The organism is Prochlorococcus marinus str. NATL2A (genome assembly GCF_000012465.1).
Taxonomy (GTDB): domain Bacteria; phylum Cyanobacteriota; class Cyanobacteriia; order PCC-6307; family Cyanobiaceae; genus Prochlorococcus_B; species Prochlorococcus_B marinus_B.
Genome location: NC_007335.2, coordinates 1,446,288 through 1,472,193 on the forward strand (window position 1 = coordinate 1,446,288; position 25,906 = coordinate 1,472,193).

29 protein-coding genes are annotated in these 25,906 nt (G+C 35.0%); 13 read left to right on the forward strand and 16 right to left on the reverse strand.

The window, feature by feature from the left end; all coding sequences use genetic code 11:
* Window positions 1–94: 94 nt before the first annotated feature.
* A complete protein-coding gene (locus PMN2A_RS10330) occupies window positions 95–304 on the reverse strand; it encodes a hypothetical protein (RefSeq protein ID WP_144043291.1) in 210 nt (69 codons plus the stop codon).
* An 80-nt stretch (window positions 305–384) separates the two neighbouring features.
* Here PMN2A_RS10330 and PMN2A_RS07980 point away from each other — a divergent pair, with 80 nt between their 5' ends.
* Window positions 385–747, forward strand: a complete 363-nt coding sequence (locus tag PMN2A_RS07980) for a DUF805 domain-containing protein (RefSeq protein WP_011295298.1) — start codon at window positions 385–387, stop codon at window positions 745–747.
* 46 nt (window positions 748–793) lie between these two features.
* Here PMN2A_RS07980 and PMN2A_RS07985 read toward each other — a convergent pair whose 3' ends face one another.
* Window positions 794–1,084, reverse strand: a complete 291-nt coding sequence (locus tag PMN2A_RS07985; RefSeq protein ID WP_041711045.1) for a hypothetical protein — start codon at window positions 1,082–1,084, stop codon at window positions 794–796.
* 356 nt (window positions 1,085–1,440) lie between these two features.
* Here PMN2A_RS07985 and PMN2A_RS07990 point away from each other — a divergent pair, with 356 nt between their 5' ends.
* Window positions 1,441–1,644 carry a hypothetical protein gene (locus PMN2A_RS07990; RefSeq protein ID WP_011295037.1) on the forward strand — a complete coding sequence of 68 codons (204 nt, stop codon included), beginning with the start codon at window positions 1,441–1,443 and terminating at the stop codon, window positions 1,642–1,644.
* 1,030 nt (window positions 1,645–2,674) lie between these two features.
* Here PMN2A_RS07990 and PMN2A_RS08000 read toward each other — a convergent pair.
* The 4 genes from PMN2A_RS08000 to PMN2A_RS08015 form a co-directional block, all read right to left on the reverse strand.
* Complete coding sequence (locus PMN2A_RS08000; protein WP_011295300.1) at window positions 2,675–3,088, reverse strand: DUF6165 family protein; 414 nt, start codon at window positions 3,086–3,088, stop codon at window positions 2,675–2,677.
* Entirely contained in the window at window positions 3,085–3,675 is a 591-nt protein-coding gene (locus PMN2A_RS08005; RefSeq protein WP_011295301.1) for a class I SAM-dependent methyltransferase, read from the reverse strand. The genes PMN2A_RS08000 and PMN2A_RS08005 overlap by 4 nt, the downstream gene beginning before the upstream one ends.
* Before the next feature lie 57 nt (window positions 3,676–3,732).
* Complete coding sequence (locus PMN2A_RS08010; RefSeq protein ID WP_011295302.1) at window positions 3,733–5,646, reverse strand: tetratricopeptide repeat protein; 1,914 nt, start codon at window positions 5,644–5,646, stop codon at window positions 3,733–3,735.
* Window positions 5,647–5,946: 300 nt separating this feature from the next.
* The gene (locus PMN2A_RS08015; RefSeq protein WP_011295303.1) at window positions 5,947–6,174 is read right to left on the reverse strand and encodes a hypothetical protein; all 228 of its coding nucleotides are present in this window, start codon (window positions 6,172–6,174) and stop codon (window positions 5,947–5,949) included.
* A gap of 228 nt (window positions 6,175–6,402) precedes the next feature.
* Between PMN2A_RS08015 and PMN2A_RS08020 the strand changes: the two genes are divergently transcribed.
* Window positions 6,403–6,687 carry a hypothetical protein gene (locus PMN2A_RS08020; RefSeq protein ID WP_011295304.1) on the forward strand — a complete coding sequence of 95 codons (285 nt, stop codon included), beginning with the start codon at window positions 6,403–6,405 and terminating at the stop codon, window positions 6,685–6,687.
* A 301-nt stretch (window positions 6,688–6,988) separates the two neighbouring features.
* On the opposite strand, the gene PMN2A_RS08025 is transcribed toward PMN2A_RS08020, so the two are convergent.
* From PMN2A_RS08025 to PMN2A_RS08035, 3 genes are all read right to left on the reverse strand, one after another.
* Complete coding sequence (locus PMN2A_RS08025; RefSeq protein ID WP_011295215.1) at window positions 6,989–7,213, reverse strand: hypothetical protein; 225 nt, start codon at window positions 7,211–7,213, stop codon at window positions 6,989–6,991.
* A gap of 357 nt (window positions 7,214–7,570) precedes the next feature.
* Entirely contained in the window at window positions 7,571–7,930 is a 360-nt protein-coding gene (locus tag PMN2A_RS08030) for a hypothetical protein (RefSeq protein WP_011295305.1), read from the reverse strand.
* 393 nt (window positions 7,931–8,323) lie between these two features.
* A complete protein-coding gene (locus tag PMN2A_RS08035) occupies window positions 8,324–8,599 on the reverse strand; it encodes a cupin domain-containing protein (RefSeq protein ID WP_011295306.1) in 276 nt (91 codons plus the stop codon).
* A 204-nt stretch (window positions 8,600–8,803) separates the two neighbouring features.
* Here PMN2A_RS08035 and PMN2A_RS08040 point away from each other — a divergent pair, with 204 nt between their 5' ends.
* Window positions 8,804–9,277, forward strand: coding sequence for an EVE domain-containing protein (locus PMN2A_RS08040; RefSeq protein WP_011295307.1), 474 nt, complete (start codon window positions 8,804–8,806; stop codon window positions 9,275–9,277).
* 1 nt (window position 9,278) lies between these two features.
* Here PMN2A_RS08040 and PMN2A_RS08045 read toward each other — a convergent pair whose 3' ends face one another.
* The 3 genes from PMN2A_RS08045 to PMN2A_RS08055 all read right to left on the reverse strand — a co-directional run bounded on the left by PMN2A_RS08045 (window position 9,279) and on the right by PMN2A_RS08055 (window position 10,439).
* Entirely contained in the window at window positions 9,279–9,542 is a 264-nt protein-coding gene (locus PMN2A_RS08045) for a DUF2811 domain-containing protein (protein ID WP_011295308.1), read from the reverse strand.
* Between the two features lie 303 nt (window positions 9,543–9,845).
* Window positions 9,846–10,226: a DUF1818 family protein gene (locus PMN2A_RS08050; protein WP_011295309.1), complete on the reverse strand. Its 381-nt coding sequence runs from the start codon at window positions 10,224–10,226 to the stop codon at window positions 9,846–9,848.
* On the reverse strand, window positions 10,227–10,439 hold the full coding sequence (locus tag PMN2A_RS08055) for a DNA-directed RNA polymerase subunit omega (protein WP_011295310.1): 213 nt from the start codon (window positions 10,437–10,439) through the stop codon (window positions 10,227–10,229).
* Between the two features lie 165 nt (window positions 10,440–10,604).
* Between PMN2A_RS08055 and PMN2A_RS08060 the strand changes: the two genes are divergently transcribed.
* The 3 genes from PMN2A_RS08060 to secG all read left to right on the forward strand — a co-directional run bounded on the left by PMN2A_RS08060 (window position 10,605) and on the right by secG (window position 14,830).
* Window positions 10,605–12,230 carry an Hsp70 family protein gene (locus PMN2A_RS08060; RefSeq protein WP_011295311.1) on the forward strand — a complete coding sequence of 542 codons (1,626 nt, stop codon included), beginning with the start codon at window positions 10,605–10,607 and terminating at the stop codon, window positions 12,228–12,230.
* Between the two features lie 731 nt (window positions 12,231–12,961).
* Window positions 12,962–14,590 carry a 2,3-bisphosphoglycerate-independent phosphoglycerate mutase gene (gene gpmI / locus PMN2A_RS08065; protein WP_011295312.1) on the forward strand — a complete coding sequence of 543 codons (1,629 nt, stop codon included), beginning with the start codon at window positions 12,962–12,964 and terminating at the stop codon, window positions 14,588–14,590.
* A 9-nt stretch (window positions 14,591–14,599) separates the two neighbouring features.
* Window positions 14,600–14,830, forward strand: coding sequence for a preprotein translocase subunit SecG (gene secG / locus PMN2A_RS08070; protein WP_011295313.1), 231 nt, complete (start codon window positions 14,600–14,602; stop codon window positions 14,828–14,830).
* A 167-nt stretch (window positions 14,831–14,997) separates the two neighbouring features.
* Here the strand turns inward: secG and groL are convergent, their stop codons facing one another.
* Together groL and groES are read right to left on the reverse strand one after the other, a co-directional pair.
* A complete protein-coding gene (gene groL, locus PMN2A_RS08075; RefSeq protein WP_011295314.1) occupies window positions 14,998–16,629 on the reverse strand; it encodes a chaperonin GroEL in 1,632 nt (543 codons plus the stop codon).
* Window positions 16,630–16,691: 62 nt separating this feature from the next.
* Window positions 16,692–17,003 (reverse strand): co-chaperone GroES, encoded by a 312-nt coding sequence (groES, locus tag PMN2A_RS08080; protein WP_011295315.1) that lies wholly within the window; start codon window positions 17,001–17,003, stop codon window positions 16,692–16,694.
* A gap of 224 nt (window positions 17,004–17,227) precedes the next feature.
* On the opposite strand from groES, the gene atpD reads away from it, so the two are divergent.
* Window positions 17,228–18,694 carry a F0F1 ATP synthase subunit beta gene (gene atpD, locus PMN2A_RS08085; RefSeq protein ID WP_011295316.1) on the forward strand — a complete coding sequence of 489 codons (1,467 nt, stop codon included), beginning with the start codon at window positions 17,228–17,230 and terminating at the stop codon, window positions 18,692–18,694.
* A 58-nt stretch (window positions 18,695–18,752) separates the two neighbouring features.
* Window positions 18,753–19,160: an ATP synthase F1 subunit epsilon gene (gene atpC, locus PMN2A_RS08090; RefSeq protein WP_011295317.1), complete on the forward strand. Its 408-nt coding sequence runs from the start codon at window positions 18,753–18,755 to the stop codon at window positions 19,158–19,160.
* A 51-nt stretch (window positions 19,161–19,211) separates the two neighbouring features.
* Here the strand turns inward: atpC and PMN2A_RS08095 are convergent, their stop codons facing one another.
* On the reverse strand, window positions 19,212–19,712 hold the full coding sequence (locus PMN2A_RS08095; RefSeq protein ID WP_011295318.1) for a 30S ribosomal protein PSRP-3: 501 nt from the start codon (window positions 19,710–19,712) through the stop codon (window positions 19,212–19,214).
* Between the two features lie 169 nt (window positions 19,713–19,881).
* Complete coding sequence (locus PMN2A_RS08100) at window positions 19,882–21,201, reverse strand: aminopeptidase P N-terminal domain-containing protein (RefSeq protein ID WP_011295319.1); 1,320 nt, start codon at window positions 21,199–21,201, stop codon at window positions 19,882–19,884.
* Between the two features lie 96 nt (window positions 21,202–21,297).
* Here PMN2A_RS08100 and PMN2A_RS08105 point away from each other — a divergent pair, with 96 nt between their 5' ends.
* The 4 genes from PMN2A_RS08105 to PMN2A_RS08120 are packed head-to-tail and all read left to right on the forward strand — an operon-like array spanning window position 21,298 to window position 25,899.
* Window positions 21,298–22,290 carry a CNNM domain-containing protein gene (locus PMN2A_RS08105; protein WP_011295320.1) on the forward strand — a complete coding sequence of 331 codons (993 nt, stop codon included), beginning with the start codon at window positions 21,298–21,300 and terminating at the stop codon, window positions 22,288–22,290.
* Window positions 22,287–23,609, forward strand: a complete 1,323-nt coding sequence (locus tag PMN2A_RS08110) for a GTP-binding protein (protein WP_011295321.1) — start codon at window positions 22,287–22,289, stop codon at window positions 23,607–23,609. Before PMN2A_RS08105 ends, PMN2A_RS08110 begins: the two co-directional genes overlap by 4 nt.
* A complete protein-coding gene (locus PMN2A_RS08115) occupies window positions 23,606–24,193 on the forward strand; it encodes a nicotinate-nucleotide adenylyltransferase (RefSeq protein WP_011295322.1) in 588 nt (195 codons plus the stop codon). Before PMN2A_RS08110 ends, PMN2A_RS08115 begins: the two co-directional genes overlap by 4 nt.
* Window positions 24,190–25,899 carry an NAD+ synthase gene (locus tag PMN2A_RS08120; RefSeq protein WP_011295323.1) on the forward strand — a complete coding sequence of 570 codons (1,710 nt, stop codon included), beginning with the start codon at window positions 24,190–24,192 and terminating at the stop codon, window positions 25,897–25,899. The genes PMN2A_RS08115 and PMN2A_RS08120 overlap by 4 nt, the downstream gene beginning before the upstream one ends.
* The last annotated feature ends 7 nt before the right edge of the window (window positions 25,900–25,906 follow it).

Consider the following 25,906-nt stretch of genomic DNA (forward strand, 5'->3'; position numbering starts at 1 on the left):
AGATTCTGTTATTGATAAATAGCTTTTTTAACAGTTACATCAACTATCAAATAGGAAATAAGGATGCAAGTTCAGAAAAATGTAGTCAAGAAACTTAGCGAAAGAAATTACAGTACTGCTCTACTCTTGAACTAACCCTACCAGAATCTTTTAATCCTAATGACCTTGCGGCATCACCACCGTTAATTTCAACGGCATAGTATCGTCCACAAATGTTCTTGGTTTCATAAATTCGATCATCAGAATTCACTGCCATCGGAGATATAAGAGAAAGAGAAAGAGCTACGAGAACGATACGTTTCATTATTTTATTTATGAGATAAAAACTATAGAGCCTTATGTGAGTAAGATCTTACATAATTATTTATACATATAAGATTAAGGATGAATTTTTTAGAGAGAGTTCTTTCAAATTACTTTCTGGCTTGGAGTCAGATTTTTAATTACAAAGATAAAACAAGTAGAATACCTTTTTGGCACTTTTTTATCCTAGATGGATTTATAGGTGCTGTGGTTTCAATACTATCTAATAATAACCTTGCTAATGACCCAAATGATTTTTATAACATCGCTGAGGGATATGACTGGAGTTATTTTTATAGCATTCCATCTTTTTTAGTTTTTATAGCTTTATTAATCAGAAGACTGAGAGATATAGGTAAGGAAAACTTAGTTTTATGGGCATTTTGTTCATTTATTCCTTTCTATAATCTTTATATATTTGCCCAACCTTCCTCTGAAAAGTAAATGAATTATTTTAAAGCTATAAGCATTATTTAGTTTTCTAAAATACTCATTTCTTACCCTTAAAAGTTCGAGGATAAGGAATATTAAGAGCGTTAAACCTTTTCAATTTTTTACGACGCCTATAACGCTTATAAAGGAAGTCGAAAAGGGTCGACACTCCAAACCAAGAGAGAATACAACTTATAAATATCCTGGCACCTTCAGTCGAAGCAAGCCAATAGATAATAGGGTCAACTATAAGATTAATACTAATTAAAAAGCCAATAAACAAAGAGACAGTAAGACAAGCTATTACTAACAAAGCTTTGCTTATTTTTCTTTGGTTGGAATTTTTCATACCCAAATGCTTGAAATCTTATTAGGAATCCATATTTTCTATTCTCAAGCAAAATAGATAGTAAAGGAATTTGAATGTAATAAAAGTTGATTCACCTTTAATATTGAATATATACAATTCACAGGTAAAATTTTAAAAAATTCAAAGGCATATATTAAGAATTAGTTCTAATTAAGGTTAGATACTATTCAACTACTTTTAATAGATATATCTATTCGACAACGGCGAGATGCTTATATAGCAATCAGGGAAGAGGCTTACGTTATTCTTCTGAATATTAAAATTACTTTTAGCCGAGTTGTTGGAAGTTTACAAATTGACCTGAGAAGGTAATTTAGATTAGCTGCTTTTAGCAAATGTCATTTCATCAATCTGTCGAGGAAACGATGTCAGACCTTATATGTCATATGCTTAAAAGAACCGACCATCTCAATACTGAAGATCAGTTAGCTATTGGTCAAGAATACAGAGAATGGATTAAATGCATAAAGAATAAAGACCTTGTTCCACAAAATATACTCTTTATCAATACATCTACTTTTGGGAAAAATACTCAATAAAAAGAATCTTTGTCTTTATATTTAGAAAAGTTCCTAAACTTTTTCAGGCCTCATATTCATTAACAGGAATTGATCTAGTTGATCTCAGTTTATTCATTTCAACAGAAAGACAAATGTTCCATCTTTAGAAATTGATTTAAACTCACACAAATACGCTAAGAAGTTTCAGCGGGCTTTATTTGTGTGATCACAACTTTCAATTAAGAAAAAGCAAAAGATTTTCTTTAATTGCCTAGAAAATACAATAAAGAAATAGGGGTGAGAATGTAATCCATCCACACATTGCAATATCGCTAAGAACCCATGGCATTAAAGGAAATCAACTACTGGCTAATGAAAAGTTAAACTTGTTTGACTGACTGATATTTGACCGAATTGCTATTATTTATCCAAACTTTATCCAAACTTTCTAGATCCTCCCATGCCAGTAATGAGGGATAAAGCGAAGGTTCTTAACGGGAGAGGGACAGAGAACTGATTACAAAGCGATAGAAAAAGCTCTTGCTCCATCATTCGTACATAGCTATGACGCAGGCGTCCTTAAGTCATCTTTCCAGGATTGGCATCAACCAATCGCTCTAATTCACGATTGATTGAAGGTTCTTCCTAACCATATGGACAAAGCAAAACAAAGGGTCAAACATGGATTTGTTCAGGTTTACAGAGGCAATCCATTGGCTCGCTTAGCTGATGAGATGGAAGTATCATCGGAGCAATTACCACGTCTCACGCAGGGTTCTGGAGACCTCTCAGCCGTGCTTGAATCGTCTTCGTATATGTTTAATTAGAAGCTACTCTCATTGACTTGTCCTTTCTTAATCATCAATAAAGAGATTAGTTCTAAATATTTTTCTGTGATTTAATTTGATCATTTTTATATAACTATTTATTCGCCTTTTGAAGCCTAGAACTTATACATATATGCGAAGGCATTGGGATACTTCTCTTCAAATTTTACCCGTTTTTGTATGTTAATGTTAGGAAGCGATGTCTTTATATCTATTGGTTTTAGTTGGAATTTGAGAAGAGATTACGACTTAGATAAATAGTTATTATATGATTTTTCTTCAACCAGATCTGAATTATACTTCTGATTGATTTCTTTTTTTATAGAAGCTCTCTTATCATTTTCTTTGTAAACTGATCTAGCGAGTTGAATAAATTCTTTATCAAATTCTTGATTGCTCTCTTTTATCCTAATATTATCTTCTATTTCCCAAAGGTTATTGTTTATTTCTTTGAGATTATTAATTAAATCGATCTCAATTTCTAGATTTACATCTTGAACTATTTTTCTTAGTAGTTTTAGCTCTTTATCTATATTTTTTAGCTTTTTTCCAGTCATATGTATTTGTTTAATTTCTAGAATCGTGATTTTATCAATTAGTTCTCCTAGAGAGACTGGAGCAAGGATAGAAGATAAGTGTTTAATCTTTGAACTCATACTTTTCCTCCTGCTTCTTCATTACTATTTTTAATTACTTCAAGTGACATGTCATATTGTTCAATTAAATTATTATAAATATTAGACTCTTGCTGGAGTAATCTAACATCAACATTTTTATCTGGATGTATTCTAAACCAGTCTTCACTTGGCTTTATAACTGTTTGCTTAAGTTCAAAATTGATATCTAGATATAATCCAAGTGGACTATTAGCGGCTCCTTGCTCTACCCATAGCTTGTTTAGTCTTTGAGAAAATAATTGTAAACCTAGAGGGGTAACAACTCTCACATGAGTTGGATCATCATAGAAGAATTCATGTCTAAAATGAGGTACAATTATTTTAATTTTTGCTCCATGATTACATATTCGGTACATCTCTTTAAATATTCCAAAGTATATTTCCACGTCTTTACCTAGGTGTTCAAGAACATGTATTAATACAATTTCTGAAACTGAATTTGTCTCCCAAGGCCAAGGGAAAGATTCTAAGTCATGTTTTATATCTGGGCTCCCATATTTATCTACATTAATATAACCTGGAAATCTTTTTTCACCGCATCCAAGATTTAATTTAAGCCCATTCATTTGGTAAATTCTTCATGACATATTTTTTCATGATAAGCCTCTATTGATTTTTTGCTTTTATATTTGTTCTTCTAATTTCTTTTTTAGTTTACTTGATACTCTTTCCATAACCTCTTGCCAATTATGTCGCTCTTTTTGACGAAATAATCTCATCGATGGGTACCAAAATGTATTCTCCCTTTCAAGTCCCCACCTCCATTCAGGAATATGTTGAAGGAGTAACCAGGTTGATTTGCCTAATCCTCCAGCTAGGTGAGCAATTGAAGTGTCAGAAGTAATAATTAAATCACAGTTTTCAATTATGGCAGCATTTTCAAGAAAATCCCAAGTCTCATCAATTTGAGCTTGGCCGTTAACAAACTTATTTCTGAAAGAGCATTTTTCAAGTTGCTCTGAACCAAAACCTTTTTGTAGTGAAAGAAATTTAAAGTTATTGTTCCTAGCAAGAGTGGCAAAGGTTTCTAAAGCTAGTGAGCGACCTTTTAGTTCTTCCTTTTCGACATTTGGATTCCCTTGCCAGTTAATACCAATGATTGGTCTTTTTTCTTCAGAGAGTATATCCCTCCACTTCTTCGTTAGTTCATCTGTTGAAAAGATATATGGTTTGGAAATGATTGGATTTTTTTGACGTACTTGTAGATATCTAGGTAAAGATAATAGTGGTATCCATTTACCGTCTGAAATTGTCTCAGCTTGTTCTGGAGTTAATGGATTTTGATCAATCCCTGAGGCTTGGATCAATGAATGTAGTTTTGTTTGAGCACAAAAAGAAATATTGAGTCCTTGATTTCTAAGGTAAGGAATATATCTCATATATTGAAGGGTATCTCCTAAACCTTGCTCAGTGACGACTAATAGCTTTTCTCCTTTTTGTAATTTTTTGTGCTCGATTCGTTTGAGTTTTGTAATACATTGAGTAATAGTAGGCTTCTTTTTTTTGAATCTAAATTCATAGTTTTCTAAACCATTTATATAGTCACCTTGAAGTAGTTCAACTAATGAAAGATTCCAAAATGCTTCTGCGTAATCAGGTTTAATTTCAATCGCTTTGCGATATGACATTTCTGCTTCTTGTAAGTTTCCAAGTTCTCTCAATAAGTTTCCCAGATTGGAATGAGCCTCTGCGTAATCAGGTTTAATTTCAATCGCTTTGCGATATGACATTTCTGCTTCTTGTAAATTTCCAAGTTCTTTCAATAAGTTTCCCAGATTGTAATGAGCCTCTGCGAAAGTAGGATTGAGTTCAATCGCTTTGCGATATGACATTTCTGCTTCTTGTAAGTTTCCAAGTTCTCTCAATAAGTTTCCCAGATTGGAATGAGCCTTTGCGTAATCAGGTTTGATTCCAATTGCTTTGAGGTATGACAATTCTGCTTCTTTTAACTTGCCATTATCTTTCAACAAGTTTCCCAGATTGTAATGAGCCTTTGCGTAATCAGGTTTGATTTCAATTGCTTTGCGGTATGAGATTTCTGCTTCTTTTAACTTGCCAAGATCTTTTAATATATTTCCCAAATTATAATATGCTTCTGCGTAATTAGGTTTGATTTCAATTGCTTTACGTAATGAGATTTCTGCTTCTTTTAACTTGTCAAGATCTCTTAATATATTTCCTAGATTGGAATGCATCTCTGCGAAATCAGGTTTGATTTCAATTGCTTTTTGAGTAGATAATTCTGCTTCTTTTAATTTCCCAAGACTTTTTAAAATTATTCCATAATTAGAAAAAATTCTGTGATCATTAAAACCTTGATTGATTAAATATTGATAATATTTTGCTGCTTCTGAAATGTTTCCTTGTGAATGAAACTTAAATGCTTGATTAATGATTTCTTCTTTAGAAGGTTTAGAAGGAGTGTTAGTGAAAATAGAAATATTCTCTTTTATTTCTTCTAAAGCAAATGAAACGGGGAATGTTTTTATATCAGTGAATTGATTCTTTCTTTGTTCTTGTTTATCTGATTTTTCCATAAATTTTATTCCTATAAAAGAAACAGTAAAAAACGTACGTAGTTATTTCCTTTCTAAGTGATCAAGATCTATTAAAGATTTTTTCTTAAAGGTTTGCGACTACAACGCCTCAAATACTGCTTTAGCTATTGATTCATAACTCGCCATTATTATAGAGAAGGAAGCATTTACACTTTCTCACTCGATTGGCATCGTGAATAAAGAAAATAGAAACTAGATATCGCAGCTGAAGCTTCAGTTGATAAGTTGGAGTTCAAATTATTTAAAATCAATGACCAAATAACTTCCTCACTTGAATCTTCATGAGTTGTGAACTGCATTTTCAGTTGAATCTTTTGTGATTTGGACCTTGCCTGTCTCTAAGATATCAGTTCCAGGAATGCCTTTAGCTACTGATCCAATCAAAGTCGTATGAGCTTCTGGATCTTTCTTTAAAGTTGTGACGCCAAGATCATTTTTTGAAATTAATATGAAAATAATTATCCCAATAAATGTCAAGATAATTGCTAGAGCTAATGAGGATTCCATAAGCAGTTTTTTTTAGTCTTATTAAATTAAGATAAAAGTTAAAATCTATATACAAAAAGGAACTAACTAGGATCACTATTTATTCAAAGAACTTTGTAAATTTTTACTATTTTGAAGTAAAAAAATTACATGGAGGTTTGAAGTATAAAAGGAACTTCCATCTCGTAAAATAAATCGACATGCAAAACAATAATTAATAGATAATTTACAAACATTCAACTCCAATAAATGCCTGAAGATACTTTAAATGCAAGCAACCCTGAGACAGAAAATCATCATTGGTTTCCCTTCCTAAGATTTAAGAAAGAATGCGAAGCGGCAGGTAAGGAAGTCAGTGTGAATGAATGGATGAGAGAAACAGGAAAACTAAAGGAAAAGATAGCTCATGAAGAATCAGTTGCATTAGCAGCAAAAATAGCTTCTGAAAAAGAAGCAGATGCAACACAAGAAATCGAAAAAGAAGCTCTAAAGAAAAAGAAAGAAATAGAAAGTGAGCTCAATACAAAACCATAAATCAGAATAATGACAACTAAATCAAAAAGTAGAGAATAATTACTACAACCTTGTTTGTCCAATGAGAAGTGCATGGGATCTTAATAAATTATTGCCTCTTCAAAACTTTATGTAATTGATAATGCAGGACACTCAATGAAAGAGATTGGGATGCCTAAAAAATTAATTGATTTGACGAATTAGCTAGCTAATTCCTCTTCTAATCTCTAATTTTCTGTAGCTGTTATTTGATCTAAATAATATTTATTAAATTCTACAATCATTAGCATTTCAAGGATATTTTTTAATTCCCATCATTAATTTAATCTTGCTTGTTCTTTTGATTCATATCGCTAAAAGCTTTTACTGGGAACTTTTTACCCTGTCTCCATATGGCTGTTATTATTAAAGCTATGAAGGCAATGATGGGTATAAATCTCAGGATTTCCATCGTGGAAGGTTCGACAACTAAAGCTTTAAAAGGATCACTAAGAGATACTGGAACGACTTCGTATGAATTTACTAGTTCATTTAGATCTACTTGCATTTTCCTAGAAAGTTATTTTTAACTCTATAGATAAATCTGCATATTTTCTTATGACTCATTCGTTTGTGATCCGTATGTATAAAATTTACCTATAAAAGTAAATAACGTTAATCCTTTTGGTGATCTAAGTTGATTCTCTTTACAAGAAAAAAATTAAACAGAATATAGTTAAAAATAAAACTACTTCGACTTCTAATCCAATGTTTTTTGCATTATCGTCTTCTCAACTAGGAGTGAGTTCGTTGACTATCAATCTAATACTCATTACTTCAGTAATAGTTCTATTAGCATTGCCTACTTTATTTCTTCTTTGATCAGGCAAAGGCAAATCAGCATTTTAAAATGCCCGAAAACTATTCAAGAAGGATGAAACTTTTTATATAATTGATTTTCTGATAATTCAATCCCAAAACATACAATATTATCAAAGTCGCCATTCTTATGCATAATTGTCATGTTATCTTTAATTTCTTGGCTATCAAATATTAATCCAAATTCACTACAATATTTAAACAATATATTCATCGCAGCCTCATGATTAGTAAGGAATTCCTCGCAAAGGTCTGACAATTTTTCCTTATTTAAACTATTTATCATTTTTTGAAAATCATTAAAATTGCTCATTTGATCTTCTAGAAGTCGAAGTAAACTATTCATAACTTTTTTATATATTCTCGTCATGACAAATATTGCTATTGCAAGTAATAAAATACTCATCAGAGTGTAACTTTATCAAGAACCTAGTCACCAATACAACTCTCATCTATGGCTTGAATCCAAAGTCAAGCTAAAAAACTTTTTATTTATACAGAGTATTAAAAGAAATGAATTCATGTTTTTCTAGCAAGTATCAATTAAGACTAAGTTGTGTATATATTAATAGTATGTATTTCTAGGAAAAGAAAGTAAAATTTATTAATAATAAAATTAAACATTAACTATCAATATGAATAAAGATCTAAGTCAAATGACAATTGAAAATGATGTTACCCAAGCTAATTATTCAACACTATTCAAAGGGATTTGGACAGGTATTTTAATCTCCTTAATAGTGCATCAGTTTATCAATCATTAAATCCTTTAATTCTATTATGCGATATATATCAGAATTTAATCACCAAATCGATAATGCTTACGAACAGCCTTATGAACATCCCATCTACAGTCCATTCCTGCTGGGAAGACAACTAAGTCACCTGCGCCAAACTTCACAGGTTCTCCTCCATCAGGAGTCACAGTCACTTCGCCCGCAAGTAATAAGCAAGTCTCTTGATCTTCATAAGTCCAGTTAAAAGAACTTACATCACAAGTCCATATCGGCCAATTTTTGGTTACTAATTCCTGAATCGTAGTTTCAGTACAAGGAGAAGTAACTAATATCGACACGGAATAGTAGACATAGAGACTTCTTTATAGCTGATTATGAAAGCAGTTGTATTTGCTTCTTCAATTTTCGACAGAATTCTTTGAAGTCGAATTGCAAACAGGGCTAGAACATAATCTCCCCATAGGGGATAATGTTTAGAGCTAATCAAAAAGATCAAAAGTTATTCAAACTTTATTCAAACATTGCATCTTCGCTGACATCCCATGGCACCAAAAGAGATTAACTATTGGCTAATGAAGAGTGAGCCAGATGCTTACAGTATTAAAGATTTAGAAAAAGAAGAAGAAACTCTCTGGGATGGAATTCGAAATTATCAGGCTAGAAACTTTATGAGGTCAATGGAAATTGGTGATCAAGCTTTTTTTTATCATTCGAATACTAAACCACCTGGAATAGTTGGTCTGATGGAAATTATTGAAAAAAACTTAATCGACCCTTTTCAGTTTGATGAAAGCTCAAAGTATTTTGACAAAAAATCAAAAAGAGATAACCCTCGTTGGGATTGCGTGAAAACTAAATATATCTGTGAATTTAAAAGTATGATTACTTTAAAGGACCTATCTGAAACTTATACGTCTGAAGAACTCACTCTAGTTCGTAAAGGGAACAGGCTATCAATTATGCCAATTAATAAAGATATCGCTTTAGAGCTTCTCAAAAAGCTCAAGAAAAATTAATTCAAAAAGAATGAGATCCAAACATATTGCCAATATAAAGACGTGTTATCAATCTGGATCTGATGCCATTTTGAATTAGAAACCCTGCAAGCGCAGCTTGTAAAAGCCTGTATTGATCCCATTGGGGGTGTTTCTCAATGTAAACGTTCATCGCTTGTTGAATTTGCTTTGGTATTTCTGTTTGAAAACTAATTGTATCCTCAGATTCCAAAACATCCGAACTTTGAATCAAGCTTTTATCTTCCTTAAAATCAATATTTTTCATTTAAAAAGCTCTTAGAAAATTTAATCCATCATCAAACTACTATCAAAATCAGATCTGTAAAAAACACTTTCTCGGGCAGTCTCATTCTCAGATCAAGTACTCAACTGCTTTCCAAAAGAAGTTATAAGAATTACTTATTATTGGTATTAGACTTATTTGATAGGCAAATTTAAGTTATCAACCTCAGCTCTTTTCCACATTTAGCAGTTGTAACTTCATTAATCGAATTGATCCTGTGGAAAAGCTGTGAGATGAATCCAGTTAGATTTGGGGAAAAGTTGAAAAACTTTTAGTTAAGTTCTCTCACAAATAGTCTGAATCCCACATTGATCTCATTGCATTCACAACATTGTTAGTCACATGTCTAGGCCAATAGACCTCTGCTCCTCGATTAAACAGACCACTAGCACTCAAGATCAACCTGAGATTCCATCCATATTGATCACCATTCAAAATTGCCAACCAAGGCCTACGTTCTAATTCCAAAGTTATATCCTCATCGCCCATTAATTGTTCCTTCACTAATTTGTATTGATCACACAATTCCATTACTACCTCAACTAAAATTTTCCATTCAGATTTATCCAACTCTATTGCCCATGTTTCCCCTCCTATAAGCGTAGAAAAGTTATCTCTTGAGGAATCAAAAATTATTCTCCAACCCGGACCTTCTTTTTTGATCACCTAACCAGGTAATAAATCAGGTTGATCTTGTTCATCACTTAGTTCAATTATGGCTCTTTGTACTGGCTTAACTGTGGATTCTTCTAAAAGTCCATCAAAATCGTCAAATCTCCTTTGCTTTGCTCTAAAAGCAATCCTCACAGTAGTGAGGTAGCGATTAGTGGAGTGTCTGATGAGACTCTCGCCTCTTTTTGCTAAATCGTTGGAATTCAATCCTGAACCTGACTTGATCACACTTAAAACTTTATTGATACTTTATTCTAGGAGAGAATCGTTCATTTCTATATTTTTCATCAAATAATAAGTGTGATGTTAGTTTTTCTAGACTAACTTGTTACTGTTTGATTTTTGTTGCACCTATAAAAATGCACTAAAAAGATGGAAAAAAATAACATTGATCAATTCGAAAACATCCTTCGACCTGAAATCAATAAAAATGTTTTTGGAACATTAGCCATCGATTTAGGAAGTTCAACAACAGTTGTTGTTTTTCAAAAAGAAAATGGGCAGCCTCCTGAACTTTTAGATCTACCTCCAATTAGTCGAGCGATTGGAGAGATACCAAGTTTAATTTGGAAGTCATCAGAAAAAGAAGAATCTTATTTAATTGGTCAACAAATTATAGATTTAAATCTCATTAATGAAAAAGAAAATAACTTAAGTCAAGATTTTAAAAGATGGATAGGATCTAAGGAAATTGAACCTATATATGATTCAAAAATAACCCCAGAAAAAGCAGGTGAGATTTTAATTCACAGTATTTGGAATAAAGTCTCGCAGAAGGTCAACATCAAAAGACTAGTATTAACTGCTCCAGTAGATACATATCGAGAATATAGAACTTGGTTAGTCAATGTATGTAATTCCTTAGAAGTAAAAGAAATTGCTTTAGTTGATGAACCCACTGCTGCTGCAATGGGAGCTGGACTGGAGCCTGGATCAACATTACTTGTTTTAGATTTTGGAGGAAGCACAATTGATATGTCAATTGTTGCTTTAGAGGGAGGAGAAGGACAAGCTTCACCAATTGCACAGCTTGTTAGATTTGATGGCAATAATTTAGAGGGAAAAAGTACACAAGTTCTTCGCACCGCAAAAGTTCTAGGGAAATCAGGGCTTCGGTTAGGGGGGAAAGATATAGATAGATGGATAATTCATCATTTATTACCAGAAGAAAATCCAACCTATTCAATCTTGCAAAAGGCCGAGGAGCTTAAATGTGAATTAAGCAATACTAATATAAAAGAGACATTGATTATCACTAAAAAAGTAAAAAATATTCAGAATGAAGAAAAGTTTTTAAAATTATCTAAAAAAGGTCTTGAAGAATTACTTATAGAAAAAGGACTCCTAAAAAGTATTGAAAAGCTTTTCATTCAAACAATTAATATCGCGAAACGAAATTCATTTGAATTAAAAGATCTTGATAGCGTTGTATTAGTCGGAGGAGGATCTCGCATACCTTTGATTAAAAATTATTTAAGTGATATCTGTAATTCCATCCCTTTTTTGACCCCTCCACCTATAGAAGCAATTGCATTGGGAGCATTACACCTCACGCCGGGTGTTCAAATAAAAGATGTTCTTAACAAAGGGGTAAGTTTAAGATGCTGGAATAAAAAAAATGAAAAGCATATATGGCATCCTCTTTTTCTAGCAGGTCAGACATGGCCAACAAATAAGCCTTTAGAAATAATTTTAGCTGCAAGTATAAATAATCAATTAAGCATAGATTTAATCATTGGAGAACCTCAAGAAGAAGGGTCAAATGAGATTATTTATACTAATGGATTACCCACTTTAACAACAATAGAATCCAAGGATAAAATCAAAAAAATAAATAATACTATTATTTCAATCCCTGTGGATCCTCCTGGTGAAATTGGTCAAGATTGTATTAAATTAATTTTTAATATTAATGATAATTGTCAACTTGAGGTTGAGGGTGTCGATTTACGTAATGATAAAGAGATAACAAAACAAAATCTTGGAGAGATAAGATAATTTTTTATATTTTTTATCTTAATCATTCATAGTTTTCAAACAAAAGATATCCTCTTTACCATCAACTTCTCTCAATCTAAGATCAATTATTTCATCTTTCATAGTTGGTGCTTTATTCCTACAAAACTCAGGTTGAATTCGAATGTCTCGGTGCTCCTATCTACCATAGAAAGAAGCGTAAAACTTCTTTCCCATATCACATGAATATAGAGCTTCTAATGTAGCTTTGATCGTTTTTCTGTGAATATAACATCATCAATTAAGACGATCTCTCTATCATCAACTCAACAGGGTAACTCAGTCACTTGAGCAAAGCGAGTGCCTATCCTCGCAAGATTAAATATGAGAAGTAGGATCTAAACAACCATTCTCAATTGGCCCACCAGAAAGTTCCTCTAAATATTTTGCTAATAATTTATACAAATAAACTCCCCCTGCTTGGTATTCCAATAAGCAAAAAAGAACTAATATTTGCAATGTTTTCCAAGATTTGAGAAGCCAATCTTTTTATGGTTCTCTCAAGTTCTTTTTTTGAGAGGATTTCTATTTCTTTTTTATGGCTTCGTCTGACATTTTTAAAGTCATAAAATTTTATTTTTTCTTTGGAATAGCTGCAATAATTTTTTAATCTAATAGGGAAAAGCTAACCAAACATCAAAGTATTAGCCTCTTTGCCAATTAGGAAGTAATTTAATACGAAAGAAACCCATCAAAAGAAACAAATTTCTTTAATGTCAGGCAGTAATCCAGCTGTTTCAATAAATAAAAAGAAAGTAGCGCCAGTTGTGCTAGCGATACTTGATGGTTGGGGCTACAGAGAAGAAATTGAACATAATGCGGTAAGACAAGCATCAACTCCAGTAATAGATGCCTTATGGCATGCCTATCCTCATACTCTTATTGAGGCTAGTGGTGCAGATGTTGGACTTCCAGATGAACAAATGGGTAACTCTGAAGTTGGTCATCTCACCATTGGAGCAGGGAGGATTATTCAGCAAGAACTAGTTCGAATATCTAATACCGTTAAAGAAAATAAATTAATTGCAAACCCTGCTCTTAATCAATTTTCTCAATCCTTGAAAAAAGGTGGAGGTACTCTCCATATTATGGGACTTTGCTCTGATGGAGGAGTTCACAGCCACATCAAACATTTATGTGGATTAATCGAATGGGCTGCAAGCAAGGGGCTAAAAAATGTTTCATTGCATTTATTTACTGATGGGAGAGACACTTCCGCAAAAAGTGCGACTAAATACATAAACACGATAGAAGCGAAAATCAAGGCAACAGGAGTAGGGGAAATTTCATCACTGTGCGGAAGATATTGGGCTATGGACCGAGATAATCGATGGGAAAGGACATCAAAAGCCTACGAATTACTTACCGACCCAAGATTTGCTATCAGCAAGCTATCTGCTGCAGAAAGCATAAATAAAAGCTATCAAGAAGGGATAACAGATGAATTTATTGAACCCGTAAGGCTTTCCTCCTCATTTTTAAAAGACGGAGATGGCGTAGTTTTTTTTAATTTCCGTCCTGATAGAGCTAGACAGTTAGTAAAGGCACTTAAATTAAAAGATTTTGATGGCTTTGAGAGGAAAAACAAAACTGATATTGACGTCCTTACTTTTACTCAATACGAATCAGGTCTTCCTGTATCAGTTGCATTTCCACCTGAGCCTCTAAATGATTTGTTAGGTCAAGTAATTGCTGATCATGGTTTAAATCAATATCGAACAGCTGAAACTGAAAAATATCCACACGTAACTTATTTTTTAAATGGAGGTATTGAAAAACCATTAAAAGGAGAAGTTAGACATCTTGTGCCTTCCCCAAGAGTTGCAACATACGATTTACAACCTGAGATGTCAGCAGACGAACTGACTGAAAGTTGTATCCAAGCAATTGACACTGGAATTTACTCATTAGTGGTAATCAATTTTGCTAATCCAGATATGGTTGGACATTCGGGAATAATGAAAGCAGCAATAAAAGCTAATGAAAAAGTTGATAGCTGCATTGGGAAATTATTAAATTCAATTGGAAAGTTAGGAGGATCTCTTCTAATAACAGCTGATCATGGTAATTCTGAAATGATGATTGGTCCTGATGGACAACCATGGACAGCACATACAACAAATCCTGTACCAGTGATACTTATCGAAGGTGAAAAGCGTAAATTGAGTGGATATGGTAATGATATAAAATTAAGAGAGTCCGGTGGTGGATTAGCTGATCTGGCTCCTACCCTTTTACACCTATTGAATCTGCCAAAGCCAAAAGCGATGACTGGGAAAACTCTTATTGAGCCAATTAACTTACCTAAGAAACCAAATCTTATCCCTCAACCAGCATATTAAATAAAATCAATGATCATTCCTTTTTTATCATGGATATGGGCAATTTCAGGAGTTTTTCTAATACTATTAGTTCTTCTTCACAGCCCAAAAGGTGATGGAATGGGTGGTCTAGCCTCCAGTGGCAGCTCAATGTTCACTAGTGCCAGCAGTGCAGAATCTACCTTAAATAGAGCCACTTGGGCATGTCTTATTTTATTTTTATCCCTTGCTGTTATTATTAGCGCAGGATGGTTAAAATAAATTTATAAAAATTATTTTTTTTTGCAACCTTAATCAATAGTTTTATTTAGCTAACTTTAAAGAATTACATTAATAATTAAATATTATATGTATAAGTTTTCAATCAAAAAAGAGAGACTGTAAAGACAATCTCTCTTTTTTTTGTTTAATTGAAGGAGAATGATTATTTAGTAATCAAAATCACCACCCATTCCACCACCTGCTGATGAAGAGTCTTTCTTCTCTGGTAGATCAGCAACTATGCATTCAGTTGTAAGAACCATTCCTGCTATTGAAGCAGCATTTTGCAAGCCTGATCTTGTTACCTTCGCAGGATCAACGATTCCAGCAGAAAGCATATCTACATATTCACCAGTTGCAGCGTTATAGCCATCATTGACCGGCTTAGATTTAACATTCTCAGCAACAACTGCTCCATTAGCACCAGCATTTTCGGCTATGCGCATTAATGGTGAAGTAAGAGCAGCTTCAACAATGTTTGCACCTATTAATTCCTCACCAGAAAGATTGGAGGAAGACCAATCTCCCAACGCAGGAGCTAAATGAGCGAGAGTAGTTCCACCACCAGGAACAATGCCTTCTTCAACTGCAGCTTTAGTTGCGTTAATTGCATCCTCTAATCGAAGCTTCTTGTCTTTCATCTCAGTCTCAGTCGCAGCTCCCACCTTCACTACAGCTACCCCACCAGATAGCTTAGCTAATCTTTCCTGAAGTTTTTCTTTGTCATAGGTTGAGTCGGTCTCATCCATCTGCTTCTTGATTTGTTCACATCTTGCATTTACAGCGACTTCATTGCCTTCAGCCACAATTGTTGATGTGTCCTTATTAATGGTCACTCTCCTTGAAGTTCCAAGCATATCAAGAGTTGCATTCTCAAGTTTTAAGCCTGCATCCTCAGTAATGAGTTGGCCATTAGTTAAAACAGCCATATCTTCAAGCATCGCCTTTCTACGATCACCAAAACCAGGAGCCTTAACTGCGGCAACGTTAAGAACACCTCTTAAGCGATTGACAACTAATGTCGCCAAAGCTTCTTTTTCTATATCTTCAGCAATTATTAGAAGAGGTTTACCAGTTTTAGCAACTTGTTCTAAGACAGGAACAAGATCTTGAACTAGACCAATTTTCTTGTCAGTAAGAAGTATATAAGGCTCGTCCAAAACTGCTTCCATTCTCTCAGTATCAGTTGCGAAATAAGGAGAGATGTATCCTTTATCAAAACGCATTCCTTCAGTGACCTCTAACTCAGTGGTCATTGACTTGCCTTCTTCTAAAGAGATAACACCTTCTTTTCCAACTTTATCCATAGCATCAGCAATCATTTTGCCAACTTCTTCATCATTACCAGCAGCAATCGTGCCACATTGAGCAATTGCATTACTGTCACTAATTGGCTTGGAATGATCTTTTATTTTTTCAACCAAAAACTCAGTTGCCTTATCAATTCCTTTTTTCAAAGTGATTGCATTTGCTCCTGCTGCAACATTTTTCAAACCAGCTTTGACCATTGCATGAGCAAGAACAGTTGCAGTGGTCGTGCCATCTCCAGCTGCATCATTTGTTTTTGATGCGGCTTGACGTATTAGAGCAACTCCAGTGTTTTCAATGTGATCTTCGAGTTCGATCTCCTTAGCAATGGTTACACCATCATTGATTATTTGAGGTGCACCGAACTTTTTCTCGAGAACAACATTACGACCTTTCGGCCCTAAAGTGACTGCGACTGATTCAGCCAAAATGTCAATACCACGCTCGAGTGCTCGGCGGGCTTGCTCGTTGTAAATGATGCGCTTAGCCATAAGAGGCGATTTCCTTTAATTTCGAAAAGTTTTTTGGTTTGGACTTCAGCAAAAGCTGAGTATTAGTTGACGACAGCAAGAATGTCTTTCTCAGAGAGAAGTACATATTCATCGCTGCCAAGTTTGATATCAGTACCTGCGTACTTACTGTAGAGAACCTTGTCTCCAACACTTACTTCAGGAGATTGACGAGAACCATCCTCGTTTCGTTTTCCTGGACCAACCTGAGCAACTTCACCGACTTGAGGTTTCTCTTTAGCAGTGTCAGGAAGCAAAATACCCCCCGCAGTCTTCTCTTCTGATTCAGAAACTTTTACAAATACACGATCTCCAAGTGGCTTGACAGTGGAGACGCTGAGAGATACAGCTGCCATAAATTAATGCAGTAGCAAAAAAAAACAAAAGCGCTTAGCGCAGACTCGATAAAGAGTATTACTCATTACCAACGGTATTAATTTATGCATCTAAGTACGCTCTAGACCACATATATTCTGTGCGGTTGACCGAACACTAAAAAAAAATGCCTGTGGAGTGGTAGTCTAAGCCGCTGATAAGGGTATGCAAATCAGAGCATGCTCACAAAGTTTCTAGTTATCTTATGGCCGCTTCTGCTACCGCTACTGTTGGAACTAAGGGTGTTGTTCGCCAAGTAATTGGTCCTGTTTTAGATGTTGAATTCCCAGCTGGCAAGCTGCCTTCAATTCTTAATGCATTAAGGATTGAAGGCAAAAATCCTGCTGGTCAAGATGTTGCACTGACTGCTGAAGTTCAACAATTATTAGGTGATCATCGGGTTAGAGCCGTTGCTATGAGCGGAACTGATGGATTAGTTAGAGGTATGGAAGCTTTAGACACAGGAGCTCCAATTTCTGTACCTGTTGGTGAAGCCACCCTTGGAAGAATTTTCAACGTCCTTGGAGAACCTGTAGATGAGCAAGGCGACCTTAAGAACGTAACTACCTCTCCAATACATCGATCAGCCCCAAGCCTTACAGATTTAGAAACAAAACCAAAAGTATTTGAGACTGGTATCAAAGTTATCGATTTGCTGGCTCCATACCGTCAGGGTGGAAAAGTTGGATTATTTGGTGGGGCTGGAGTAGGTAAAACAGTTCTAATTCAAGAGCTCATAAACAATATTGCCAAAGAGCATGGTGGCGTATCAGTTTTTGGTGGAGTGGGAGAAAGAACTAGAGAAGGTAACGATTTATATGAAGAATTTAAAGAGTCTGGTGTGATTAATTCTGAAGATCTAACCAAGTCAAAATTAGCTTTGTGCTTTGGTCAAATGAATGAGCCCCCAGGCGCAAGAATGAGGGTGGGCCTATCTGCCTTGACTATGGCTGAGCATTTCCGTGACGTAAATAAGCAAGATGTTCTTCTGTTCATCGATAATATCTTCAGATTTGTTCAGGCTGGATCAGAAGTATCTGCTTTGCTAGGGCGTATGCCATCTGCTGTTGGATATCAGCCAACCTTAGGAACTGACGTGGGAGAGCTTCAAGAAAGGATTACCTCTACCCTTGAAGGATCTATCACCTCAATTCAGGCTGTTTATGTACCTGCTGACGACTTAACGGACCCTGCACCTGCTACTACTTTTGCTCACTTAGACGCAACTACAGTTTTAGCAAGAGCTCTTGCAGCCAAGGGAATTTATCCTGCTGTTGATCCACTTGACTCAACCAGCACAATGTTACAGCCGTCTGTTGTAGGAGATGAGCATTACCGCACGGCCAGAGCTGTTCAATCAACACTTCAGAGATATAAGGAATTGCAAGATATTATTGCGATTTTGGGATTGGACGAACTATCAGAAGAGGATAGGAAGACAGTTGATCGTGCCCGCAAAATTGAGAAATTCTTATCTCAACCATTCTTTGTTGCTGAAATATTTACAGGTATGTCAGGTAAATACGTCAAATTAGAAGATACGATTAAAGGTTTCAATATGATTCTTTCAGGTGAACTTGACCAACTCCCTGAGCAAGCTTTCTATCTTGTTGGAAGCATTGATGAAGTGAAAGCTAAAGCAGAAAAAATAGCATCTGAAGCAAAAGCTTAAATTAATTTGTTTTGTTTAATTACCTCAACTCAACGTTTTTTTTTAAATTCCTCAAGAAATGACTCTTACTCTACGAGTTCTTGCTCCTGATCAGAGCGTATTTGACGATACTGCTGATGAAATAATACTTCCGAGCACTACAGGGCTTTTGGGGGTATTACCTGGTCACATTTCAATGGTTACTGCTATTGATTTTGGTGTATTGAGGGTTTTAAAAAATGGGAATTGGGACTCAATAGCCTTAACTGGAGGTTTTGCAGAAGTTGAATCTAACGAAGTTACCGTTTTAGTAAATAAAGCTGAAATGGGGAAAAATATTGACTCTGGCAAAGCTGAAGCTGAATTAGAAAAAGCTAAAAATCAACTAAGCCAAAACAAGGATCAGGGTAATTCTCCTGAAAAAATCAAAGCACAAGAAACATTGAACAAAGCAAAAGCTTGGTTTCAAGCATCAAAATCAGACTAAGGTTTTTAAAAGAATTTTTCCCTTGAATAAAAATTTTTGTTCAAGGTTTTTTTATGCCGTACCGCAGAAAGTTACATCAGGGAATTTAAGTTTAGCTTGTTCTAAGGTCTTTCCTTTGCCTTCTTCTTGCCAATAATTAATTACCTCTGTCGCTTTGTTTAGTACTTCTACTCTTTCATTATCAGTAATCCAACTTTTTTCTTCTAATTGCGACTTTAATGTTTCCCATGCATCTTCCCTTGGCCAAAAGAAATAGGCTGTAAGTGGGCTAGGACCCCCTCCAACAATTTGATCAACGGCCAAAGCCACGTTATCTGGCAACCAAAGAATTTTCAGTAAAAATCTACCCTCGTCTGCCTTTGGTGTATGCCCAGAAGGTACACCATCTGCATCTATTGTTGCTGTTGCTAAAGCTGCAGCACCACCAAGTGCACTTGGTCGACCTGATTTAGTCTCACCCGAATTTACTTTCTCTTGATTTTCAGGTTTTGCACTTGCCTCAGTACTTGTTACATCTTCTTGAACAGTACTTGCCTCTTCAGAAACCATCATTTCTAATTTTCAACTAACTAACAAAGTACTAACTTAACAGGAACTAGGACCTATTTGAATTACAAAGGTCGGAATCCAAAAGCTTTTCTAATATTCGACAGTGATGGAATTATTAAAGAAGAAAAATATATGGTTAGATTCATTCAAGAAATCATTCAAAGAGTTTCAACTAACATTCCATATCTATCAAATCCTTAGCTGCTTTACAACTCAATACTTCAACAGAATCTTCTGTAACCAAAACATCATCCTCGATACGAATTCCAATACCTTTCCATCTTTTGTCTATCTCAGGCTGCCCTTTGGGAACCGCTAACCGATCACTTATATAAATTCCAGGTTCAACCGTTAAAACCATCCCAGGTTCAAGATTCAAATGATAGTCACCAAGTCTATATGCACCTACATCATGGACATCAAGTCCTAACCAATGCCCTGTTCGATGCATGTACAAATGCGAGTAAGCTTGTTGTTCAATAATAGAATCAACATCGCCAACAAGTAAGCCAATATCGACTAACCCGCCAACTAGATGTTTTAAGGCAGTCATATGTACGTTCTCAGCATTATCACCTGGTCGAACACAATCAATTGCAGCTTTTTGAGAACTTAGAACAATTTCATATATAGCTTTTTGCTCTCCAGAAAACCTTCCATTAACTGGAAAGGTTCTTGTTATGTCACCATTGTAATAGTCATCTAAAGAGCAACCTGCATCTATCAAAACAAGGTCCCCATTCTTTATGGGTGAATTGTTTTCCGTGTAATGAAGCACGCATGCATTATCACCTGATGCAACTATTGAGCCATAAGCAGGTCCTCGAGTCCCCTTCTCAAGAAAGTATTTTTCTATCTGCGCTTGTAAATCTCTCTCATTCATTCCTGGACGAGCAAATTCTCTAACTAATTCATGAGCCTCTGCAGAAATTTGTGATGCAATACGCATCCTTTCTATTTCAAAATCGTCCTTACGAAGTCTCATATCGTGAAGTATTGGACAAGGCGCAATCATGGATAATGGGGCTAAACCACTTCTTGGAAGTTTTTGTAAATGCTCCGACCAAGTTTTTAGAACCAAAGGTTCTATGTTCGGATGCTTCCCAATTCGAAAAGCAATTCCCTCTGCCCCCTCTAAATAATGAGCTAAAAGGCTTGGTAATTCATTCAAAGAGTGGGCTAAATCAACATCAAAATTATCTAAAACTCCTTTTGTTCCCCATCTAAAGCCTGTCCAAACCTCTGCCGCAGACTCTTTAGGTAAGACGAATAATACGTATTGTTCTCCTTTGGGTTTATGAGGCAAAAATAAAGCCACTGCATTTGGCTCATCAAAACCAGTTAAATACCAAAAGTCGCTATTTTGTCTGAAAGGATATTCGCAATCTGCGTGATGAGTAACTAACTCTCCAGCTGGAACAATAGCCGCATACGAACCTAAACCTGACAAAAACGAGTCTCTACGGCGATGAAAAACACTTGAATCAGCCACAAAAATAATCCTATTTACACTTAAGGATGGCAAGAGATCTAACTTAGTGGAAAAATAAAAGCAAAAGATCCTTACTCTTTAAAAAATCTTTAGAGGATGAGCCAAGACATTCTGCTTTTAACTGCTCTTGTTGCAGTTATTTTAATGGGTTCTGCAATGTGCTCAGGGATTGAAGCAGCATTATTAGCAGTTAACCCATTACGCGTACATGAGCTCGCAAGGAGAAAGCCCAAAGTACTTGGAGCTAGAAGATTAGAAAAATTACGCCACAGAATTGGAAGGACTTTAACTGTAGTAACAATTGCAAATAACAGTTTCAATATTTTTGGAAGTTTGATGGTTGGAAGCTACGCAACTTACATATTTCAAGATCGAATAGGAAATGTAAAACCAATATTTTTTGTTGGCCTAACTATTCTTGTTTTACTTCTTGGAGAAATTGTTCCCAAAGCTCTCGGCACAAGACTTGCATTGCAAATCAGTTTAACAAGCGCTCCTGTCCTTGATTTCTTAAGCATAGTTATGCGTCCACTGCTAATAGTTCTTGAACGTCTACTACCAATTATCACTGCCAAGAGCGAGCTAACAACAGACGAAGAAGAAATAAGACAGATGGCCAGACTTGGATCTCAAATAGGTCAAATAGAAGCTGATGAGGCTGCAATGATATCCAAAGTTTTCCAGCTAAATGATCTTACTGCTAAAGATTTGATGACTCCACGAGTTGCCGCTCCAACACTTCCAGGAAGAGTTTCTTTGCAATCTGTCAAATCAAACTTATTAGAAAATAATGCAACATGGTGGGTAGTATTAGGTGAAGAAGTAGACAAGGTTGTTGGAGTTGCTAACCGTGAAAAGTTATTAGCCTCTTTACTTCAAGGAGACTCTCATTTAACTCCTTATGATCTAAGCGAGAATGTAGAGTTTGTACCCGAAATGATTCGAGTAGATAGACTACTTCTTGGTTTTAATGAAGACAAAAATGGAGTTAGAGTTGTGGTAGATGAGTTTGGTGGATTTGTTGGTTTAATAGGAGCAGAAGCTGTATTGGCAGTTTTAGCTGGTTGGTGGAGGAAGTCAAATAAATGATTTACCAAAGAGATATAGCTACAAAATGCAAGTTTTTACTTGGTCAATGGAAAGAGAACTTAAATCTCACTAATTACGAAAGAACAAAATTTGAAGACACTTTAAATCAACTTGATTTTCAAATAAATAAATTAGAGAAAAAAGAACTACAGATATCAGTGCATGGCAGAGTAGGAGTTGGCAAATCAAGCTTATTAAATGCATTAATTGAAAAGCAAGTATTTCCAACTGATATAATTAATGGTAATACAAAAACCAGTAAATCTTATAAATGGGACGAAAGATTTCAAGGCTTAAATAAGGTTGAGCTAATCGACTCTCCCGGCATAGATGAAATAAATAATTCTAATAAAGAAGAAATAAATTTTAATACTGTCCTAGACACAGATTTAATACTTTATGTAATTGATAGTGATATAACGAGAGTCGATATGAACTCCATTGAAGATCTATTAAGGCATAACAAACCAATACTAATAGTCTTAAATCGTTGTGATCAATGGAATAGAAGAGAAACAAAACTAATACTCTCAAGTGTTCACAGAAAATTATCATTTTGCAAACAAAAGGTTAAAATCGCTCTAGTATCCTCATCTCCAAGGAAAGCAAAAATAAAACCAGACGGAACTATTAGGAGTGAGAAAACAATCCCTAAAGTTGATATTCTCAAAAATGAACTTAAAGATATTATCGACCAAAGTGGTGATTTTTTTCTTTGTATAAATACTTTAAGAATTGCAGACCGATTCTATAACTTACTCAAAGAGAATCGACTACTGAAAAAGAAAAAAGAAGCACAAAATTTAATCGGCAGATATGCAACTTTAAAAGCCTCAGGGGTAGCACTTAATCCCTTCTTAATGATTGATCTTATTACCGGTCTAGCTTTTGATAGTTCTCTTATTATTCAACTAAGTAAATTATATGGGTTAGAAGTAGGTGGCCCCACCGCCAGGCAATTAGTAAAAAAGCTTAGTTTCCAAAATTCATTATTAGGGGGTGCGCAGATAGGAATACAAATTACTTTAAATATTCTCAAGCAAATAATGATATTTGCAGCACCTCTGACTGGAGGATTAAGCCTTGCTCCCACTGCTCCTATAGCCATTGCTCAAGCAGCTCTTGCTATTCATGCGACAAAACTTATAGGTCGTCTCGCAGCTTATAAATTTCTAATGGGGACAAGTAGAAATGATGGCAGGCCTCGATTAATGTTGAAATATCTTCTCAAAAACAACTCAGACTTTAGAATAATGATTGGTGACTTTAAATTTCTTACATCAAGTACGGAAAAAAATAAAAATTATTTGTTGCCATGAAACTCAAAAATAATTCAATAGCTTTATTTGGTACAAGTGCTGATCCACCTACTCTTGGTCACGAGGCCTTATTAAGTGAATTAACAAAAATCTTCCCAAAGGTTATAACTTGGGCAAGTGATAACCCTGATAAAAACCATCAAATTCCACTTTTGAAAAGGACTCAGCTTTTAAGGATTCTGGTAAAAAAAATCTCGCATCCTAAATTAGAACTAGTTCAAGAATTGAGTAGCCCTAGGACAATTCATACTCTAAAAAAAGCTTTCCAACTATGGCCTGAAGCGAGTTTTAGTTTTGTAATTGGTAGTGATTTGGCTATGCATGTTCCAAAGTGGCTTAATGCTAAGTCTATTCTCAGCAAGGTAAGAATAGCTATCGCGATGAGAGATGGATGGCCAATTAGCGATGTACAGCTAGCCGAAATTAAAAAGCTTGGCGGCAAAATTGAGATATTACCTTTTACAATACCTGAATCATCAAGTTCAAAATTTAGAGAGAGACCTCAAAAAGTACTTATTCCTAAGGAGCTTGTCCCATTACTGCTTGAAGAGAATCTATACGGTCTAGCAGATAACAGAAAATGAAATTAGCTCTGGCCCAACTAAATCCAGTTATTGGAGATCTCGATGGTAATTCCAAGAAAATATTTGAAATATGCGAAGAGATCAAAGACAAGGATGTGGATCTAGTAATAACACCAGAGCTTTCTTTAATCGGCTACCCTCCAAAAGACTTATTATTTAATCCAAGACTTTTTGAAGAAGAAAAAGATGTCCTAAATAAATTAAGCAAAAGATTAAGTAATCTTAGTCAAAACTTATCTGTATTAATTGGTATTGCAGAACCAACTCCAGATATAGAAATTCCTAAACTCTACAATTCAGTTGTGCTTTTAGAAAAAGGTACCTGGAGAATCGTAGCCAGGAAGCAACTCCTACCTACTTACGATGTATTTGATGAAAAACGTTATTTTCGTTCCGCAGAGAATAGTAGTATTTTAAGTTTTAATTTTCAAAAAAAACTTTGGAAGATAGGAATCACTATCTGTGAAGACATATGGGTTGAGCAAAATCTACAAAATGAAAAGATCCTAGGGAAAGATCCTTTAAAACTCTTAGAAAACGAAAAATTAGATTTGCTTATCAATCTTTCAGCTTCTCCATTTATTGAATCGAAAAGTTTAATACGTCAACGCATAGCAGCCAAGGCAGCCATACGTCTTTCATGCCCGGTGATCTATGTCAATCAAGTAGGAGGGAATGATGAATTGATCTTTGACGGATCTAGTTTTGCGCTTAATAAAGAAGGCGAGTTAAAACAAGAACTTCCTAGTTTTAAAGAGTCAGTTGGTCTTTGTGATATATCTTCCCTCAAGCAACAAGCTTCGATATTAAGTAAATATCCAACATCACAAGAAGTCATTTTCAGGGCTCTAGTGCTTGGAGTTAAAGATTATGCAAGAAAATGTAATTTCCACAGTGCCGTTATCGGATTAAGTGGGGGTATTGACTCAGCCCTAGTAGCAACTATTGCAGTAGCAGCTTTAGGTATCTCTAAAGTTCATGCGATTTTAATGCCTTCTCCATGGAGTTCAGCGGGGTCCGTAAAAGATGCAACCACATTAGCTAATCGACTGGGAATAAATCATCAAAAGATTCCGATCTCAGATGTAATGAATAGTTTTAACGATATTTTATCCAATTCAATATGGGGAATGCCAACCGGTATCACAGCTGAGAATCTACAATCTCGCATTAGGGGAACAATATTGATGGCCATAGCAAATCAAAAAAAACATTTACTTCTATCAACAGGAAACAAGTCAGAACTTGCCGTAGGATATTGCACACTTTACGGAGACATGAATGGGGGCTTGTCTGTAATTGGAGATCTTTATAAGACAAGTGTATTTGATCTATGTGATTGGATAGATAGTGAATCGTCATCAAGTTGTAGAAATGATTTTTCTCTCCCTGAAAAAGGAGAAATTATAAGCTCTGAGATAAGAGACAAGCCTCCAAGCGCTGAATTACGGCCAGAACAATTAGATAGCGACTCTTTGCCTGAGTATTCCATTCTTGATCAAATACTAAAAGGATTAATTGAACAGCACTTACCAACTGAGGTGTTAATAGAAAAAGGATTTGATAAAAAAATTGTTCATAAAGTAGCCAACCTTTTAAAGAACGCTGAATTCAAACGTTATCAAGCACCTCCTTTATTGAAAATTAGTAATCAAGCATTTGGAAGTGGGTGGAAAAAACCTATAGCCTCAGGACAAATCCTTTAATTAACTT